The organism is Aquipuribacter nitratireducens, from assembly GCF_037860835.1.
Lineage (GTDB): Bacteria > Actinomycetota > Actinomycetes > Actinomycetales > JBBAYJ01 > Aquipuribacter > Aquipuribacter nitratireducens.
In genome coordinates, this window is record NZ_JBBEOG010000003.1 from 88,960 (window position 1) to 107,386 (window position 18,427).

An 18,427-nucleotide genomic window follows, 5' to 3' on the forward strand; every position below is an offset into this window, starting at 1 on the left:
CCGGCGCCCACCTCGTGAGACGTCGGGGCCGCCATCTGAGACGCTGCTCCGCAGTACCGGTGCCGGGCGACCGCCCGCGCACGAGCCTCCCGCGCGTACGCTGGAGTCCCGCCCGCACGCCCCCTGGACAGACCGGACGGTGAGCACATGAGCCTGTCGGCCTTCGAGCGCTTCGCCCCGCGCCCCGCGGAGGGTCTCTACGACCCGGCCGCGGAGCACGACGCGTGCGGCGTCGCCTTCGTCGCGACCCTCCGGGGCACGCCCGGTCACGACATCGTCGAGCACGCCCTCACCGCCCTGCGCAACCTCGACCACCGCGGCGCGGTGGGTGCCGAGCCGGACAGCGGCGACGGGGCCGGGATCCTCACCCAGGTCCCGGACGAGCTGCTGCGCGCCGTCGCGGGCGACCTCGGGGTCACGCTCCCGGACCGCGGCCGCTACGCCGTCGGCATCGCCTTCCTGCCGCAGGGGGCCGACGAGCGCCTGGTCGCGGAGACCGCCGTCGAGACCGTCGCGGAGCAGGAGGGTCTGCGCGTCCTCGGCTGGCGGGACGTCCCCGTCGCCGCCGACCTCGTCGGCCCGACCGCCCGGGCCCACATGCCGGTCTTCCGGCAGGTGTTCCTCGCCCCGGTGCCCGGCGGCCCGGCCGACGGCCTCGAGGGCGTCGCGCTCGACCGGTACGCGTTCTGCGTGCGCAAGCGCCTCGAGAACGACCACGGGGTCTACTTCCCGTCGCTGTCGAGCCGGACGATCGTCTACAAGGGGATGCTGACGACCGGTCAGCTCGAGCCGTTCTTCCCCGACCTGTCCGACCGCCGCTTCACCACCGAGCTCGCGCTCGTCCACTCGCGCTTCTCCACGAACACGTTCCCGTCGTGGCCGCTCGCCCACCCCTTCCGGATGATCGCCCACAACGGGGAGATCAACACGGTGCGGGGCAACCGCAACTGGATGCGGGCGCGGGAGTCGACGCTGCGCTCCGACCTCATCCCGGGCGACCTCGAGCGGCTCTACCCGATCAACGCCGTGGGCGCGAGCGACTCCGCGAGCTTCGACGAGGTGCTCGAGCTCCTCCACCTCGGCGGGCGGTCACTGCCGCACGCCGTCCTCATGATGATCCCCGAGGCGTGGGAGAACCACGCCGAGATGGACCCCGCCCGGCGCGCGTTCTACGACTACCACTCCGACATCATGGAGCCCTGGGACGGCCCGGCGTCCGTCACCTTCACCGACGGCAGCCTCATCGGTGCCGTCCTCGACCGCAACGGGCTGCGTCCGGCGCGGTACTGGGTGACGAGCGACGGTCTCGTCGTCATGGCGAGCGAGACGGGCGTCCTCGACATCGAGCCCGACCACGTCGTCCGCAAGGGCCGCCTGCAGCCGGGCCGCATGCTGCTCGTCGACACGGGCCAGGGCCGGATCATCGACGACGCGGAGATCAAGTCCCAGCTCGCGGCCGAGCAGCCGTACGAGCGGTGGCTCGCGGAGAACCGCGTCCACCTCGCCGACCTGCCCGAGCGGGTCCACGTCGTCCACCCGGCGGCGTCCGTCACCCGCCGGCAGCAGACCTTCGGCTACACGGAGGAGGAGCTGCGGGTGCTCCTCGCGCCCATGGCGGCGGCCGGGGCCGAGCCCATCGGCTCGATGGGCACCGACACGCCCCTCGCCGTGCTCTCGCAGCGCCCGCGGCTGCTGTTCGACTACTTCACCCAGCTGTTCGCGCAGGTGACGAACCCGCCGCTCGACGCGATCCGCGAGGAGCTCGTCACGAGCCTGCGCGGCGCGATCGGACCCGAGCTCAACATCCTCGAGGCCGGCCCCGAGCACTGCCGGCACGTCGTCCTGCCGTTCCCCGTCGTCGACAACGACGAGCTGGCGAAGATCGTCCACATCGAGACCGACGACGGGCGCCCGGCCACGGCCGTCGTCAAGGGGCTGTACCGGGTCTCCGGTGGCGGGGCCGCGCTCGCGCGGCGCATCGAGGAGATCTGCGCGGAGGTCGACCGGGCCATCGGCGCGGGGGCGCAGTACGTCGTCCTGTCCGACCGGGACTCCACCGCGACGCTCGCCCCCATCCCCTCGCTGCTGCTGACCGGCGCGGTCCACCACCACCTCATCCGCACCCGGGCGCGGACCCTCGTCGGGCTCGTCGTGGAGGCCGGTGACGTCCGCGAGGTCCACCACTGCGCGCTGCTCATCGGCTACGGCGCGGCGGCGATCAACCCGTACCTCGCGATGGAGTCCGTCGAGGACCTCGTCCGCCGCGGCACCCTGGGCGACGTCGACGCCCCGACGGCCGTCCGCAACCTCATCAAGGCGCTCGGCAAGGGCGTCCTCAAGGTCATGAGCAAGATGGGGATCTCGACCGTGGCGTCCTACCGGGGCGCGCAGGTCTTCGAGGCCATCGGGCTCGGCCAGGACCTCGTCGACCGGTACTTCACCGGCACCACGACGCAGCTCGGCGGCGTCGGCATCGACGTCGTCGCGGAGGAGGTCGCCCGCCGGCACGCCGTCGCCTACCCGGCGGAGGGCGTCAACGGCCCCCGGATGCTCGCCCAGGGCGGGGAGTACCAGTGGCGCCGCGACGGCGAGATCCACCTCTTCGACCCCGAGACCGTGTTCCGGCTCCAGCACGCCACGCGCGCCCAGCGCGAGGACGTCTACCGCGACTACACGAAGGCCGTCGACGAGCGCAGCGAGCGCCTCGGCACGCTCCGCGGGCTCTTCCGGCTCCGCGCCGACGAGGCGCAGCCGGTCCCGCTCGACGAGGTCGAGAGCGTCGAGTCGATCATGAAGCGCTTCGCGACGGGTGCCATGAGCTTCGGCTCGATCAGCCCCGAGGCCCACGAGACCATCGCGGTCGGCATGAACCGAATCGGCGGGCGCTCCAACACCGGCGAGGGCGGGGAGGCGGTCGACCGGCTGCTCGACCCCGTGCGCCGCAGCTCGGTCAAGCAGGTCGCCTCGGGCCGCTTCGGCGTCACGAGCATGTACCTCACCCACGCCGACGACATCCAGATCAAGATGGCGCAGGGCGCGAAGCCCGGCGAGGGCGGGCAGCTGCCCGGGCACAAGGTGTACCCGCTGATCGCGAGCATCCGGAACTCCACGCCCGGGGTCGGCCTCATCAGCCCGCCGCCGCACCACGACATCTACTCCATCGAGGACCTCGCCCAGCTCATCCACGACCTGAAGAACGCCAACCCGCAGGCGCGGATCCACGTCAAGCTCGTCTCGGAGATCGGCGTCGGCACGGTCGCGGCGGGTGTGAGCAAGGCCCACGCGGACGTCGTCCTCGTCTCCGGACACGACGGCGGGACGGGTGCGTCGCCGCTCACGAGCCTCAAGCACGCGGGCGCCCCGTGGGAGCTCGGTCTCGCCGAGACCCAGCAGACGCTCCTGCTCAACAGGCTCCGCGACCGCATCACCGTCCAGGTCGACGGGGCGATGAAGACCGGGCGGGACGTCGTCGTGGCGGCGCTGCTCGGCGCGGAGGAGTTCGGCTTCTCCACGGCCCCGCTCATCGTGTCCGGCTGCGTCATGATGCGCGTCTGCCACCTCAACACGTGCCCGGTGGGCGTCGCGACGATGGACCCGCGCCTGCGGGCGAAGTTCACGGGCAAGCCGGAGTTCGTCGAGACGTTCTTCCGCTTCGTCGCCCAGGAGGTCCGGGAGCTCCTCGCCTCCCTCGGGCTGCGCTCGGTGGAGGAGGCGGTCGGTCGGGCGGACCTGCTCGACACCCGCCGCGCCGAGGAGCACTGGAAGGCCGACGGACTCGACCTGTCCGGGATCCTCCACGTGCCGGCGGGTATCCCGGCCGACGCGCCGCGGCACCGGGTCGTCGCGCAGGACCACGGCCTGGAGAAGGCGCTCGACCAGACGCTCATCCAGATGTCCGCCGACGCGCTCGAACGGGGCGAGCCGGTCCGCATCGACGTGCCCGTCCGCAACATCAACCGCACCGTCGGGACCATGCTCGGTCACGAGGTGACGAAACGGTTCGGCGAGAAGGGCCTGCCCGACGACACTCTCGACATCACCCTCACGGGCTCCGCCGGGCAGTCGCTCGGGGCGTTCCTGCCGCGCGGCATCACGCTGCGGCTGTGGGGCGATGCCAACGACTACGTCGGCAAGGGCCTCTCGGGAGGCCGCATCGTCGTGCGGCCCCACCGCGGCACGCGCTTCAACACCCAGCGCAACATCATCGGCGGCAACGTCATCGCCTACGGCGCCACGGGCGGGGAGATCCTCATCCAGGGCGAGGTCGGCGAGCGCTGCTGCGTGCGCAACTCCGGCGCGACGGTCGTCGTCGAGGGCGTGGGCGACCACGGCTGCGAGTACATGACCGGCGGCACGGTCGTCGTGCTCGGGCGCACGGGACGCAACTTCGCCGCGGGCATGTCCGGCGGCGTGGCGTACGTCCTCGACCTGCGGGAGGGCCGCGTCAACCGGGAGCTCGTCGACGTCGAGCCCGTCGACGACGCCGACGTCGAGGTGCTCCTGCCGCTGCTGCGTCGGCACGTCGAGGAGACCGGCTCGCTCGTCGCCGAGGACCTCGTCCTCGAGCCCGACGTCCTGCGGGCGAGGCTCAGCAAGGTCGTGCCGCGGGAGTACCGACGCGTCATGGCCGTGCGCGCGCAGGCCCGCGAGGAAGGCCTCGACGTCGACGGCGACGAGGTGTGGCACCGCATCGTCGCCCCCGCCTGAGCGCAGGAGCGCTGCCGGCGCGTCCGGGTCCGGACCTCGGACCCGGACGCGCCCGGGTGTGACCGCGGCCACTAGCGTGGTCCCCATGCGCCGCGCGAAGATCGTCTGCACCCTCGGCCCCGCCGTCGCCGGGGTCGACCGCATCCGCCAGCTCGTCGAGGCGGGCATGGACGTCGCCCGCATGAACTTCAGTCACGGCGACCACGCCGACCACGAGCAGAACTTCGCCGACGTGCGCGCCGCCGCCGAGGCCACCGGTCGCAACGTCGCGGTGCTCCTCGACCTCCAGGGCCCGAAGATCCGGCTCGGCCGCTTCGCCGAGGGCGCCGTCGAGCTCGAGGTGGGCGCGGAGTTCGTGATCACGACCGAGGACGTCGAGGGCGACGTCCACCAGTGCTCGACGACGTACAAGGGACTGCCCGGCGACGTCTCCGTCGGCGACACGATCCTCATCGACGACGGGCGCCTCGCGCTGCGGGCGACCGGCGTCGACGGCCCGCGCGTCACGACCGAGGTCGTGGTCGGCGGCCGGGTGTCGAACAACAAGGGCATCAACCTGCCCGGGGTGGCCGTCAGCGTGCCCGCGCTCACCGAGAAGGACATCGAGGACCTGCGGTTCGGGCTCGGGCTGGGTGTCGACATCGTCGCCCTGTCCTTCGTCCGCCGCGGCAGCGACGTCGACGGCGTCCGGCGGGTCATGGAGGAGGAGGGCGTCCGGCGTCCCGTCATCGCCAAGGTCGAGAAGCCGCAGGCCGTCGAGCACCTCCGGGAGGTCATCGACGCCTTCGACGGGATCATGGTGGCTCGCGGCGACCTCGGGGTCGAGCTCCCGCTGTACGAGGTGCCCCTCGTGCAGAAGCGGGCCGTCGAGCTCGCCCGGCGCCAGGCCAAGCCCGTCATCGTCGCCACCCAGATGCTCGAGTCGATGATCTCGAGCCCGCGCCCGACGCGGGCCGAGGCGAGCGACGTCGCCAACGCGATCCTCGACGGGGCCGACGCCGTCATGCTGTCGGGCGAGACGAGCGTCGGGGAGTTCCCCTTCGAGGCCGTGCGGACGATGGCGGACATCATCCGCAACACGGAGGAGCACGGGCTCGACCGCATCGCCCCCCTCGGGACGAAGCCGCGCACGAAGGGCGGGGCCATCACGCGCGCGGCCGCCGAGATCGGTGCCCAGCTCAACGTCCGCTACCTCGCGTGCTTCAGCCAGTCCGGGGACTCCGCGAAGCGGATGAGCCGGCTGCGCAGCCCCATCCCGCTGCTCGTGTTCACGCCGTCGGCGGAGGCCCGTCGCCAGCTCGCGGTGTCGTGGGGGATCGAGGCCATCGAGACCCCGATGGTGACCCACACCGACGACATGGTCCGCCAGGTCGACGAGGCGATGCGGAACACCGGGCTCGGTGCCGACGGCGACCTCGTCGTCATCGTGGCCGGGTCGCCCCCCGGCATCCCGGGCTCGACGAACGCCCTGCGCGTGCACCAGGTCGGTGACGCCGTGGCACAGGTGGCGCCCGCGTACGCGACCTGAGAGCCCGCGGCCGGGCCCACGTGGCGGCTGGTGCCCCGGGTGGGACTCGAACCCACACCAACGACGGGTTTGAGCCGTCGGCCTCTGCCAATTGGGCTACCGGGGCGTGGTCGGGGCGGTAGGACCGCTCCGACCGGCCGCTAGGCTACCGCCGTGGCTGACAGCGACGACGCGACGACGGGCGTGGACGACCCGTTCCTCCCGCCCACCCGCACCGCCTCCTCCGAGGAGGAGACCGCCGCGCAGTCGGCGGGGCCCGGCACGCGCCGGCGCGTCGTCGTCGCCGAGGACGAGGCCCTCATCCGGCTCGACCTCGTCGAGATGCTCACCGAGGCCGGCTACGACGTCGTGGGCGAGGCCGGCGACGGCGAGTCCGCCATGCGCCTCGCGGAGGAGCAGCGCCCGGACGTCGTCGTCCTCGACATCAAGATGCCGAAGCTCGACGGCCTGTCGGCGGCCGAGCGCATCGCGCAGGCCCGCATCGCCCCCGTCGTGCTCCTCACGGCCTTCAGCCAGACCGAGCTCGTCGAGCGCGCCCGGGACGCCGGGGCGATGGCGTACGTCGTCAAGCCGTTCACGGCCGCCGACCTGCTGCCGGCCCTCGAGATCGCCGTCAGCCGGCACCAGGAGCTCGTGCAGCTGGAGGACGAGGTCGCCGACCTCGCCGACCGCCTCGAGACCCGCAAGCTCGTCGAGCGGGCGAAGGCGGCGCTGCAGCAGACGTACGGCATGAGCGAGCCCGAGGCGTTCCGCTGGATCCAGAAGACGTCGATGGACCGGCGGCTGTCGATGCGCGAGGTCGCCTCCGGCGTCCTGGCCGCGGCGGCCAACGCGGGCAAGTCCGGGCGCTGACCGCCCTTCCGGCTGCCCCCGGGCCCGCTCCCGCGCTCACTGCGGGTGACCGGGCGCCTGCGGGGGCGTGCACGGCGCCCCCTGTCGCCGCGCCGCAGGTCACGAACCTGCAACGCCTGGGTAACCGTCGGGCCGCGACTACTGACGCCGACCGATCGTTCGACTACGTTTCGTCGTCAGCCGCAGCGTCCGCTGCGGACGTCCTTTGCCTGAAGGAGCACACCACATGACCCGACGCATGCGTGGATGGCAGTCCGTCGCCGTCCTCGGTATCGCCGGTCTCACGCTCGCCGCCTGTGGCGGCGGCGACGCCGAGCCCGAGGACACCGCTGCAGCCGGTGGCGACGACACCGCTGCCGCGACCGAGGAGCCGATGGAGGAGCCCACGGACGGCGGCGAGACCGCTGCCGGCGGGGGCGGCGGCGACGGCACGCTGACCATCGGCACCCTCCTGCCGGAGACCGGCAGCCTCGCGTTCCTCGGCCCGCCCGAGTTCGCCGGCGTCGACCTCGCGGTCCAGGAGATCAACGAGGCCGGCGGTGTGCTCGACAACGACGTCGTCAAGATCGACGGCGACTCGGGTGACACCACCACCGACATCGCGACCCAGACCGTCACCCGCCTCCTCGGCGAGGGCGTCGACGCGATCATCGGTGCGGCCTCGTCCGGTGTCTCGTTCACCGTCATCGACCAGATCACCGGTGCGGGCGTCGTCCACTTCTCGCCCGCCAACACGAGCCCCGACTTCACCGACTACGACGACAACGGGCTGTACTTCCGTACCGCGCCGTCCGACGTACTCCAGGGCCGCGTGCTCGGTGACCTGCTCGTGCAGGACGGCTGCCTCGACGCCGCCGCGATCGTCCTCGACGACCCGTACGGCACGGGCCTCATCGAGAACGTCCAGGCGTCCCTCGAGGCCGGTGGCGGTTCGCTCGTCACCGACCCGATCCTCTACCCGGAGGGCACCGACAACTTCTCCGCCCAGGTGACCCAGGTCGCCGACGCGGGCGCGGAGTGCGTCGTCCTCATCGGCTTCGCCGAGACCGCCCAGATCATCACCGAGATGGTCGCCCAGGGCCTCAGCCCCGCCGACGTCCCGACGTACTTCGTCGACGGCAACCTCTCCAACTACGGCGAGGACCTGCCGGAGGGCACCCTCGAGGGCAACAAGGGCACCCTGCCGGGCGCCGAGGCCCCCGAGGAGTTCCAGAACCGTCTCCTCGAGGTCGACCCCGACCTCAACGACTTCTCCTACGCGGCGGAGTCGTACGACGCGGCCATCGTCATCGCCCTCGCGGCCGTCGCCGCGGGCAGCGACGACGGTGTCGCCATCGGCGCCGAGATCCCGGGCGTCACGCGTGAGGGCACGGAGTGCACGGACTTCGCCTCGTGCAAGGAGCTCCTCGACTCCGGTGAGGACATCGACTACAACGGCGTCTCCGGCCCCATCGAGCTGAGCGACCAGGGTGACCCCACCCAGGCGACGATCGGCATCTTCGAGTACGGCCCCGACAACAACTACACCCGCGTCGACAGCCTCTCGGGCACGATCTGAGCCCCCGAGGCCTGACGCACCCGGCAGCGTGACCTGAGGGACGCGCCCGCCGGAGCGACACCGCACGAGGCCCCCCACCCGCACAGGGTGGGGGGCCTCGTCGTCGTGGGTGCCCACGACCGCTGTTGACGGCCGCGCCGCCACGACCGCTGGGCCGCAGGGGCCGTGGACGCGTTTCGGGCCTCTCCGCCTCTACAACCGCTGTGGCACCGGGATCGTGGCGCCGGCGGGGCGTCAGGGGCTCGTCGGCGACCACGACGCCTGTGCCACTGGGACTTCGGACGCCTTTCGGGCCCGAGGGCGTCCACACCCCCTGCGGCGCAGCGATCGTGGCGGTGCGGGGGCGGTGCGGGGGCGGTGCGGGGGCGGTGCGTCGGCGGTGCGGGGGCGGTGCGGGGCGGAGCGGCGACGCGCGAGGGCGCACCCCGGGGGCGGCCCCATACGACTCCACAGCACACGACGACGCCCGGCCCCCGCGGGCGGGGCCGGGCGTCGGGAGGACGGGGCGAGGTCAGTCGACCTTGGCGAGCGTCCCGAGGTAGAGCTCGATGACCTTGGGGTCGTTGGCGAGGCCCTTGCCGGTGCCGGTGTAGGCGTTGCGGCCCTGGTCGAGGACGTACCCGCGGTGGCAGATCTGGAGGCACCGGCGGGCGTTCTGCTCGACCATGACGACCGAGACGCCCGTCTTGTTGATCTCGCGGGTCCGGAGGAACACCTCGTCCTGCTTGGCGGGGGAGAGCCCGGCCGACGGCTCGTCGAGGAGCAGGACGCTCGGGTCCATCATGAGCGCCCGACCCATCGCGACCATCTGCCGCTCCCCGCCGGACAGCGAGCCCGCCCGCTGGGCCCGCCGCTCGCCGAGAGTGGGGAAGAGGTCGACGACCACCTCGAAGCGGTCCTTGAACTTCTTCGGGTCCTGGTAGCAGCCCATCAGCATGTTCTCCTCGATCGTGAGGGAGGGGAACACGTTGTTGGTCTGCGGCACGAAGCCGACGCCCTTCGACACCAGCTGGTTGGCCTTGAGCCCGGTGATGTCCTCCCCGCGCAGCGTGATCGAGCCGGAGCGCACCTTCACGAGGCCGAACATCGCCTTGAGCAGCGTCGACTTGCCGGCCCCGTTGGGGCCGATGATGCCGACGAGCTCGCCGGGGGCGACGTACAGGTCCGTGGAGTTGAGGATGTTGACGCCGGGCAGGTAGCCCGCGACGAGCTCGTCGACGCGGATGAGCGCGTCCTGCGCGCCGGCCAGGTGGTCGTCGCGGCTCGTGACCGTCGACCCGCTCGTGCTCGTGGTCTCGCTCATGCTCGCGGGTCCTCCGTCCGCGTGGTGCCGGCCGTGCCCGGGTGGTCCTCGGGACGGTCGGTGTGCTGGTAGTGGACGCCGCCGGGCTGCTCGAGCGGGTCGTCCTCGCCGATCGACTCGTCGTGGTGCCCGCCGAGGTAGGCGTCGATGACGGCCGGGTCGGCCATGACGGCGTCCGGCGGGCCCTCGGAGACGATCTGGCCCTGGGCCATGACGATGACCCAGTCGGAGATGTCGCGGACCATGTCCATGTCGTGCTCGACGAAGAGCACCGTCATGCCCTGCTCGCGCAGGTCCTTGACGTGACCGAGCAGCGACTGGGTGAGTGCCGGGTTCACGCCCGCCATCGGCTCGTCGAGCATGACCATCGTCGGGTCGCTCATGAGCGCCCGCGCCATCTCGAGCAGCTTGCGCTGGCCCCCGGAGAGGGAGCCGGCGAAGTCCTCCTGCTTGCGGTCGAGCTTGAAGCGCGCGAGCAGCTCCTGCGCCCGCGTGCTGATCTCGGCCTCCTGCGAGCGCCACAGGAACGGCAGGAGGGCCGGCAGCAGCCGCTCCCCCCGCTGGTCCTGCGCACCGAGACGCATGTTCTCCAGGACCGTCAGCCGCGACAGCGCCTTCGTCAGCTGGAACGTGCGGACCATGCCCTTGCGGGCGACCTTGTGGGCGGCGAGCTTCGAGACGGGGTCGCCGTCGAAGGTCCACGCGCCCTCGTCGGGCGTGTCGAAGCCCGTGAGGAGGTTGAACAGCGTCGTCTTCCCGGCCCCGTTGGGGCCGATGAGCGCGGTGATGGCGTTGCGCTGGATCTCGACGTGCTCGACGTCGACGGCGGTGAGCCCGCCGAAGCGGCGCACGACGTTGTCGGCGACGAGGATCGGGTCCGGCTTCTTCGCGCCTGGCACGCGCGGGACGTCGGCGAGCGCGGCCGTGGCCCGGTCGCGGTACGTCTGCCCGACGGTGGCCGTGGCGGCACCGCCGCCCGCGGGCTCGCGGGCCTCCGGGTTGTCGGTGTGCTCAGCGTGCATCGAGAACCAGCTCCCTCCGGTCGCCGAGGATGCCCTGTGGTCGGAAGGCCATGAGGAGCATCAGGGCGAGCCCCACCAGGATGAACCGCACCTGGCCGACCTGGACACCGTCCATGAGCCACGTGGGGATGATCTCCGCCGACACCGCCCCGCGGAGGATGGTGTCGGTGAGCGACAGCGTCACCCACAGGATGACGGCGCCGAGGACCGGGCCCCAGATCCGCGCCGCGCCGCCGAGCAGGAGCGCGGTGTAGGCGAGGAACGTCAGCTGGGTCGCGTAGTTGTCCGGCTGCACGGACCCGCGCGACAGGCTGAGCACGAACCCGGCGAAGGCTCCGATGACACCGCCCAGGACGAGGGCCTGCATCTTGTACGCGAAGATGTTCTTGCCGAGGCTGCGGACGGCGTCCTCGTCCTCGCGGATGCCCTTGAGCACGCGGCCCCACGGGCTGCGCACGAGCAGCGTGACGACGACGAGCGACAGCGCGATGAGGAACAGCGCGAACAGCCGGATCCACAGCCCCCGCTCGCTGTACGTCCACGGGCCGAAGCCGTACGTGTCCGGCGGGAACGGGTTGAGCGCGTAGAACTCGCGCGCCATGCCGTTGATGCCGTTCGAGCCGCCCGTGATCTCGTCGGCGGTGCTCGACCGCGCGACGAAGCGGAAGATCTCGGCCGTCGCGATGGTCGCGATGGCGAGGTAGTCCGCGCGCAGGCGCAGCGTCGGGATGCCGAGGAGCAGCGCGAGGACGGTGGCCGCGCCGATGCCGACGAGGAAACCGACCCACAGGGGGGCGTCGAGGTACGTCACCGAGATGCCGACGCCGTAGGCGCCCATCGCGACGAACGCGGCCTGACCGAAGTTCAGCAGCCCCGTGTACCCGAAGTGCATGTTGAGGCCGATCGCGGCGAGCACGAACACGAGCGTGTCGATGCCGAGGATGTTGCCGAGGCCCTGGTCGATGATGCTGGCGAAGTCCATGTCGTCGTCTCCTCAGCCGACCCGCTCGCGACGCCCGAGCAGCCCCGAGGGCTTGACGAGCAGGATGATGATGAGGACGGCGAGGGCCCCGACGTTCTTCAGCTCCGGCGGGATCACGAGGGTGCTCACCTCGATGAGCAGGCCCACGACGACCGCGCCGAGCATCGCGCCGAACGCCGTCCCGAGGCCGCCGAGGACGACGGCGGCGAAGATCAGCAGCAGGATCTGGAAGCCGAGCTGGAAGTCCATGCCCTGCGTGAGGCCGAAGAAGATGCCGGACAGGGCGGCCAACGACGTCCCGACGATCCACACGACGCGGATGACGTTGTCGACGTCGATGCCGCTCGCAGCCGCGAGCGCCGGGTTGTCGCTGACAGCGCGCGTCGCCTTGCCGATGCGCGTGTAGAGCAACGCGAGCGCGAACGCGATGAGGACGACGACGGAGATCCCCATGACGATGAGGTGCGCGGGCGGGATCCGGATCGAGCCGATCTCGATCGGCCCCTGCGCGGTGAAGTCCCGGTAGAAGACCGTCTGCCCGCCGAAGAGGTAGAGGAAGCCGTAGCGCATGAAGAAGCTGAGGCCGATCGAGAAGATCATCATCGCGATGAGCCCGATCTGCTTGCGCCGCAGCTGCCGCCAGATCGCGGTGTCCTGGAACCAGCCGAACGCCGCCGACAGCACGAGCACGATGGGGATCGCGAGGAGCAGCGGGACCCCGCCGATGACGTGCACGGCGTACGTCACGAGCGCGCCGAACGTCACGAGCTCGCCGTGGGCGAAGTTCGTGAGGCCCGTCGTGCCGAAGACGAGCGACAGCCCGATCGCGGCGAGCGCGAGGATGAGGCCGAACCGCAGGCCCGACGCGACGAGCTGCGGCGTGCGCTGCCACGGGATGTCGGCGAAGAACCCGGTCGCGGCCGCGACGCCTCCGTCGCCCTCGCCGGCCCCGGCGACGAGCCGGAAGGCGACCGTCCGCGGCGTGCCGGGGTCGACGCGGGTCGTGAAGGGGTTCTGCTCGACGCCGAGGTCCTCGCCCTCGAAGGCGGACAGGTCGAGCTCGATCTCGTACTCGCCGGGGTCCGGGACCGGGATGCTCGCGAGGCCGCCGTCGTCGGTCTCCGCCTCGCCGACGACCTCCCCGTCCTGACGGACGGTGACGGGGACGCCAGGAACGTCCTCGCGGGTCTCGTCGATGCGGACGCGGACGTTGATGAGCTCGCCCTCGCCTCCCTCGTCGGTGCCGCCGGCGAGCACCGCCGCGGTCGGTGGTCCGGCGGTCGCGGGCGGTCCCGCCGCGTGAGCGGCGGCCGCCGGCCCGGCGGCGGTCATGGCCAGGATCAACCCGGCGAGCGCGAGGAGTCGGCGCACCCTTGGTCCTCCGTTGGTCAGGCAGGGTGGAACGGCAGGGGTCCACCCACCGGTTCGCGGCGGGCGGTGTCGCCGGACTCTAGCCACACTCGGTGCCCGAGGGGACCCCGCCGGGCCCAAACGTCACCGGAAAGTGACGTGCGCGGAACACTCGACGCGTCCGGTCACCCGAGGACCGAACGGACGACGGCGACGATCACGGGCGCGACGACGAGCGCGGGCAGCAGGTCGCCGACCGGCACGTCACGGACGCGGAGCAGCCGCAGCCCCACCCCCAGCAGGAGCAGCCCGCCCGTGGCGGACAGCGCCGCCACCTGCGCGGCGTCGAGCAGGTCCCCCAGCAGCGCCCCCACGACGGTGAGCGAGCCCTGGACGACGGCGACGGACATGGCGCTCAGCAGCACGCCGGAGCCCAGCGCCGAGGCGAACGCGGCCGCGGCGACGCCGTCGAGCAGCGACTTCACCGCGAGCTCGTCGATGCCGCGGCCGAGCCCGTCGTTGACGGCGCCGAGCACGGTGAGCGGACCGACGCAGAACACCAGCGACGCCGTCACGAAACCCTCGACGAAGCGGTGCTCGCCCGGCTCGTCCTCGCGGGGGCGCCGGTGCCCGGGCCCGGCGCGCAGCAGCAGGGCGCGCAGGTGGTGACCGACCCGCTCCAGGCGCGCCTCGATCCGCAGCAGGCCGCCGAGGACGGCACCGAGGAGCGCGGCGCCGATGACGACGAGCGCTGCACCCGCCCCGACCGCGTCGGCGAGGGCGGGATCGTGGACGTCGAGGACCGACAGCACGGCGATGGCGAGGGTGCCGAGGCCGAGGGCGTCCATGGCGACCTCGCGGACGCGGTCCGGCAGGCGCGCGCCCAGGAGGAGGCCGACCGAGCCGCCGACGAGGACGGTGAGGACGTTGAGGACCGTGCCGGCGCCGACGAAGAGCGTCACCCGGCCGAGCCGCCCGAGCCGCCGCCCGAGGCGCCGGGCACCACGTCACGGAGCAGGCACGTGATGCGGGCCGTGCACAGGCGCCGTCCCGCGTCGTCGGTGACGACGACCTCGTAGCTCGCGAGCGTCCGCCCGAGCGAGACCGCGGTCGCGGTGCCGGTGACGCGCCCGGCGCGGGCGCCCCGGTGGTGGGTCGCGTTGATGTCGACGCCGACCGCGACCCGCCCCTCACCGGCCGCGAGCATGGCCCCGAACGACCCGAGCGTCTCCGCGAGCGCGACGCTCGCGCCGCCGTGCAGCAGGCCGTACGGCTGGGTGTTGCCCGCGACGGGCATCGTCGCCACGAGCCGCTCCGCGGACACCTCGACGAACTCGATGCCGAGGCGCTCGATGAGCGTGCCCGGCACCGAGTCGAGGACCAGCCGCATCGCCTCGTCCGCCCCCGTCCGGGCGGTCCCGTCGTGTGTCACACCGGGACTCTAGGGTGGCGCGGGTGGGACGCCTCATGCTCGTCGACGGTCACTCGCTCGCGTACCGGGCCTTCTACGCGCTCCCCGCCGAGAACTTCTCCACCAGCACCGGCCAGACCACGAACGCCGTCTACGGCTTCACGTCGATGCTCATCAACGTGCTCCGCGACGAGCAGCCGACCCACCTCGCCGTCGCCTTCGACCTCGGCCGCCAGACCTTCCGCACCGAGGAGTACGCGGAGTACAAGGCGAACCGCGCGACGACACCGACGGAGTTCTCCGGGCAGGTGCCGCTCATCCGCGAGGTGCTCGACGCGATGGGCGTCCCGCAGGTGACGGCGGAGGGCTACGAGGCCGACGACGTCATCTGCACCCTCACCCGCCGGGCGCGCGAGGCGGGCCACGACGTCCTCGTCGTCACCGGCGACCGCGACAGCTTCCAGCTCGTCGACGACCACGTCACCGTGCTGTACCCCGTCCGCGGCGTCTCCGAGCTGTCGCGGATGGACCCGGCCGCGGTCGAGGCCCGCTACGGCGTGCCGCCCGGGCTGTACCCGGACCTCGCGGCCCTCGTCGGCGAGGACAGCGACAACCTGCCCGGCGTGCCGGGTGTCGGTCCCAAGACCGCGGCGAAGTGGCTGCTCGCACACGGCGGTCTCGCCGGGGTCATCGGCGCAGCGGGCGACATCAAGGGAAAGGCGGGGGAGAACCTGCGGACCCACCTGCACGACGTCGAGCGCAACCGCCGGCTCAACCGCCTCGTCGGCGACCTCGACCTCCCGCTCGGCCCAGCCGACCTCGAGCGCCGACCGTGGGACCGCGACGCCATCCACACCGTCTTCGACGGCCTGGAGTTCCGCGTGCTGCGCGAGCGGCTCTTCGCGACGTTCGACAACGACGAGCCGGAGGCGACCGGCGGGTTCGCCGTCGAGGTCCGACGCCTCGACGACGCCGCCGCCCGCGCGTGGTGGGACGCGCTGCCGACGAGTGCCCGGCTCGGCGCGGAGGTCGTCCTCGACGACACCGCCGACACGGGCACCGGACCGGGTGACGGCGTGGTCGAGGCCGTCGCGCTCGCGGCGTCCCCCGCGGCGGGCGAGTCGGTGAGCGAGGTCGTCACGGTCCCGCCCGGCACGCTCCTGGACCTCGCGCGCGGCGGCGGTCCCGGTCTCGTCCTGCACGACGCGAAGCCGCAGCTCCACCTGCTCGCGGGTCGACCGCCGTCGTCGAGCACCGCCTCGCTGCCCGAGGGCCTCGTCGTCAGCGACACCGCCCTCGCCGCGTACCTGTGCCGGCCCGACCAGCGCTCCTACGACCTCGCCGACCTGTCGGTGCGGCACCTCGGGCGCACGCTCGTCGAGGGCGAGGAGGTCGAGGGCGGTGCACCGGTCGAGGACCAGCTCGGTCTCGACCTCGACGGGGGGAGCGGCGGCGGCGACGACCCCTCGGCGCTCCTCGAGGCGGCCCGCCAGGTCCGGGCGGTCCGGGCCGGCATCCGGGCGGCGGCCGTCGCCGAGCTCGACGCCGTGCTCCGCGCCGAGCTCGAGGAGCGGGAGGGTTCCGCCCTGCTCCGCGACCTCGAGCTGCCGCTCCTGCGGGTGCTCGCGCGGATGGAGGACGCCGGCATCGCCGTCGACGTCGAGCAGCTCCAGCAGCTGCGGGAGCACTACGACGTGCGGGTGTCCGAGGCGGCCCGGCTGGCGTGGGCCGAGGTGGGGGAGGAGATCAACCTCGGCTCGCCGAAGCAGCTGCAGCGGGTGCTCTTCGAGCAGCTCGCCATGCCGAAGACGAAGCGCACCAAGACGGGCTACACGACGGACGCCGAGGCCCTGCAGGACCTCTACGAGCGCACCGAGCACCCGTTCCTGCTCCACCTGCTCGAGCACCGCGACGCCATCCGCCTGCGGCAGACGGTCGAGGGCCTGCTCGCGACGGTCGGTCCGGACCGGCGGATCCGCACGACCTTCCAGCAGACGATCGCCGCGACCGGGCGGCTGTCCTCGACCGACCCGAACCTGCAGAACATCCCGATCCGGACCGAGGAGGGCCGGCGCATCCGGGCCGCCTTCGTCGTCGGTCGGGACTCCGCCGGTGACATGGGCTGCCTCATGTCGGCGGACTACTCCCAGGTCGAGATGCGGATCATGGCGCACCTGTCGGGAGACGCCGGGCTCATCGAGGCGTTCCGCTCCGGGGAGGACCTCCACCGCTTCGTCGGCTCGCGGGTGTTCGAGGTCGAACCGGCCGCGGTGACGCCGGAGATGCGGGCCAAGGTCAAGGCGATGTCGTACGGGCTCGCGTACGGGCTCAGCGCCTTCGGGCTGTCCCGCCAGCTCCGGACGCCCGTCGAGGAGTCCCGCGCGCTCATGGACGAGTACTTCGAGCGCTTCGGCGGCGTGCGCGACTACCTGCGTGGGGTCGTCGACCAGGCCCGGCGGGACGGCTGGACCGCGACCATCCTCGGTCGCCGCCGCTACCTGCCGGACCTCACGAGCGACAACCGCCAGCGGCGCGAGGCCGCGGAGCGGATGGCGCTCAACGCCCCGATCCAGGGCTCGGCCGCCGACCTCGTCAAGGTCGCCATGCTCGGCGTACAGGCCGGTCTCGACGCCGCCGGCGCCCGCTCACGGATGCTGCTGCAGGTCCACGACGAGCTCGTCCTCGAGGTGGCCCCGGACGAGCTCGACGACGTCCGGGAGCTCGTCGTGCGGGAGATGGCCGGTGCGGCCGACCTCGCCGTTCCGCTCGACGTGTCGGTGGGGGTCGGGCGGTCCTGGTTCGACGCCGCGCACTAGCCGCCGTCAGGGCAGGAAATGACGAGCACGAGGGTGCCGGGCACGTACCGCCCGCGCAGCGGTGACCAGCCGCCCCACGTGTCCTCGAGGTCCTCCGGCCACTCCGGCTCGACGAGGTCGTCCAGCCGGAGCCCCGCCCCCCGCACGAGCCGTACCCAGTCGCCCACGGTGCGGTGGTACTCGGCGTATACCACCGACCCCGTCCGGTCCCGCTCGACGTACGGGCGCCGGTCGAAGTACGGCAGCGACACCCGGAGCCCCTCCCAGCCCGGGTCGTCCGGCAGCGCCCACCGGAACGGGTGGGTGACGCTCGCGACGAACCGGCCGCCGGGTCGGAGCACCCGTGTGACCTCGCGGAGCACGGCGCCCGCGTCGGCGACGAACGGCAGCGCCCCGTACGCGGAGAACGCGAGGTCGACGCTGTCGGCGGCGAACGGCAGCCGGCTCGCGTCGGCCTGCACGGCGGGGACACCGGGACCGCGCCGGCGGAGCATGCCCGCCGACAGGTCGAGGGCGACCGGCTCGCCGCCCTGCTCCTGCACCCACCGGCTCCCCTGAGCGGCGCCCGCGCCGACCTCGAGCACCCGGCGGCCCGCCAGCGCTCCCGGCGGCCCGAGGAGCCGGGCGTCGGCCTCGTCCAGCCCTTCCGGGCCCCAGACGAGCCGGCCGGGCAGGTCGGCGGGAGCCGTCCCCGCCCGCGCCGTGGCCGCGGCGCCGCGCAGCCCCGCCAGGAACGGGGCGTGCTCGGCCTGGTACGCGGCGGCCTCGCGGTCCCACCAGGACCGATTCGCACGCACGGCCTCCTCCGCCGGCCCCCCGTCGCCCATGCCCGCCGTCGTGTCCGCCACCCGGCGAGCGTGTCACGACCCGACCGTGGGCAGGCCCAGCCGACGAAATG

General features: G+C 72.8%; 12 protein-coding genes and 1 tRNA gene. 5 read left to right on the plus strand and 8 right to left on the minus strand.

The window, feature by feature from the left end; all coding sequences use genetic code 11:
* Nucleotides 1-147: 147 nt before the first annotated feature.
* Nucleotides 148-4,707: a glutamate synthase large subunit gene (gene gltB, locus WAB14_RS06725; protein WP_340268688.1), complete on the plus strand. Its 4,560-nt coding sequence runs from the start codon at nt 148-150 to the stop codon at nt 4,705-4,707.
* 85 nt (nt 4,708-4,792) lie between these two features.
* A complete protein-coding gene (gene pyk, locus WAB14_RS06730) occupies nt 4,793-6,235 on the plus strand; it encodes a pyruvate kinase (RefSeq protein WP_340268690.1) in 1,443 nt (480 codons plus the stop codon).
* Nucleotides 6,236-6,263: 28 nt separating this feature from the next.
* Here the strand turns inward: pyk and WAB14_RS06735 are convergent.
* Nucleotides 6,264-6,341: transfer RNA gene (locus WAB14_RS06735), tRNA-Leu, on the minus strand.
* Between the two features lie 47 nt (nt 6,342-6,388).
* On the opposite strand from WAB14_RS06735, the gene WAB14_RS06740 reads away from it, so the two are divergent.
* Both WAB14_RS06740 and WAB14_RS06745 read left to right on the plus strand, forming a co-directional pair.
* Nucleotides 6,389-7,087 (plus strand): ANTAR domain-containing response regulator, encoded by a 699-nt coding sequence (locus WAB14_RS06740; protein ID WP_340268692.1) that lies wholly within the window; start codon nt 6,389-6,391, stop codon nt 7,085-7,087.
* Nucleotides 7,088-7,313: 226 nt separating this feature from the next.
* Nucleotides 7,314-8,645 carry an ABC transporter substrate-binding protein gene (locus WAB14_RS06745; RefSeq protein WP_340268694.1) on the plus strand — a complete coding sequence of 444 codons (1,332 nt, stop codon included), beginning with the start codon at nt 7,314-7,316 and terminating at the stop codon, nt 8,643-8,645.
* 511 nt (nt 8,646-9,156) lie between these two features.
* On the opposite strand, the gene WAB14_RS06750 is transcribed toward WAB14_RS06745, so the two are convergent.
* The 6 genes from WAB14_RS06750 to WAB14_RS06775 form a co-directional block, all read right to left on the minus strand.
* Nucleotides 9,157-9,948: an ABC transporter ATP-binding protein gene (locus WAB14_RS06750; protein WP_340268696.1), complete on the minus strand. Its 792-nt coding sequence runs from the start codon at nt 9,946-9,948 to the stop codon at nt 9,157-9,159.
* Nucleotides 9,945-10,970 carry an ABC transporter ATP-binding protein gene (locus tag WAB14_RS06755; RefSeq protein ID WP_340268698.1) on the minus strand — a complete coding sequence of 342 codons (1,026 nt, stop codon included), beginning with the start codon at nt 10,968-10,970 and terminating at the stop codon, nt 9,945-9,947. Before WAB14_RS06755 ends, WAB14_RS06750 begins: the two co-directional genes overlap by 4 nt.
* Nucleotides 10,960-11,952 carry a branched-chain amino acid ABC transporter permease gene (locus WAB14_RS06760; RefSeq protein ID WP_340268700.1) on the minus strand — a complete coding sequence of 331 codons (993 nt, stop codon included), beginning with the start codon at nt 11,950-11,952 and terminating at the stop codon, nt 10,960-10,962. The genes WAB14_RS06755 and WAB14_RS06760 overlap by 11 nt, the downstream gene beginning before the upstream one ends.
* Nucleotides 11,953-11,964: 12 nt before the next feature.
* Nucleotides 11,965-13,323 (minus strand): branched-chain amino acid ABC transporter permease, encoded by a 1,359-nt coding sequence (locus WAB14_RS06765; RefSeq protein WP_340268702.1) that lies wholly within the window; start codon nt 13,321-13,323, stop codon nt 11,965-11,967.
* A gap of 164 nt (nt 13,324-13,487) precedes the next feature.
* A complete protein-coding gene (locus tag WAB14_RS06770; RefSeq protein ID WP_340268704.1) occupies nt 13,488-14,264 on the minus strand; it encodes a DUF554 family protein in 777 nt (258 codons plus the stop codon).
* Nucleotides 14,261-14,692, minus strand: a complete 432-nt coding sequence (locus WAB14_RS06775) for a hotdog fold thioesterase (protein WP_340269161.1) — start codon at nt 14,690-14,692, stop codon at nt 14,261-14,263. The genes WAB14_RS06770 and WAB14_RS06775 overlap by 4 nt, the downstream gene beginning before the upstream one ends.
* 65 nt (nt 14,693-14,757) lie before the next feature.
* Between WAB14_RS06775 and polA the strand changes: the two genes are divergently transcribed.
* Nucleotides 14,758-17,529, plus strand: a complete 2,772-nt coding sequence (gene polA / locus WAB14_RS06780) for a DNA polymerase I (RefSeq protein ID WP_340268706.1) — start codon at nt 14,758-14,760, stop codon at nt 17,527-17,529.
* On the opposite strand, the gene WAB14_RS06785 is transcribed toward polA, so the two are convergent.
* Complete coding sequence (locus WAB14_RS06785; RefSeq protein ID WP_340268708.1) at nt 17,526-18,377, minus strand: class I SAM-dependent methyltransferase; 852 nt, start codon at nt 18,375-18,377, stop codon at nt 17,526-17,528. The two genes, polA and WAB14_RS06785, sit on opposite strands and share 4 nt — an antisense overlap.
* Nucleotides 18,378-18,427: the final 50 nt, after the last annotated feature.

Coding starts and splice junctions, on each gene's coding strand:
- gltB (WP_340268688.1), top strand. CDS start 148: ATGAGCCTGTCGGCCTTCGAGCGCTTCGCCCCGCGCCCCGCGGAGGGT.
- pyk (WP_340268690.1), top strand. CDS start 4,793: ATGCGCCGCGCGAAGATCGTCTGCACCCTCGGCCCCGCCGTCGCCGGG.
- WAB14_RS06745 (WP_340268694.1), top strand. CDS start 7,314: ATGACCCGACGCATGCGTGGATGGCAGTCCGTCGCCGTCCTCGGTATC.
- WAB14_RS06750 (WP_340268696.1), bottom strand. CDS start 9,948: ATGAGCGAGACCACGAGCACGAGCGGGTCGACGGTCACGAGCCGCGAC.
- WAB14_RS06755 (WP_340268698.1), bottom strand. CDS start 10,970: ATGCACGCTGAGCACACCGACAACCCGGAGGCCCGCGAGCCCGCGGGC.
- WAB14_RS06760 (WP_340268700.1), bottom strand. CDS start 11,952: ATGGACTTCGCCAGCATCATCGACCAGGGCCTCGGCAACATCCTCGGC.
- WAB14_RS06775 (WP_340269161.1), bottom strand. CDS start 14,692: ATGCGGCTGGTCCTCGACTCGGTGCCGGGCACGCTCATCGAGCGCCTC.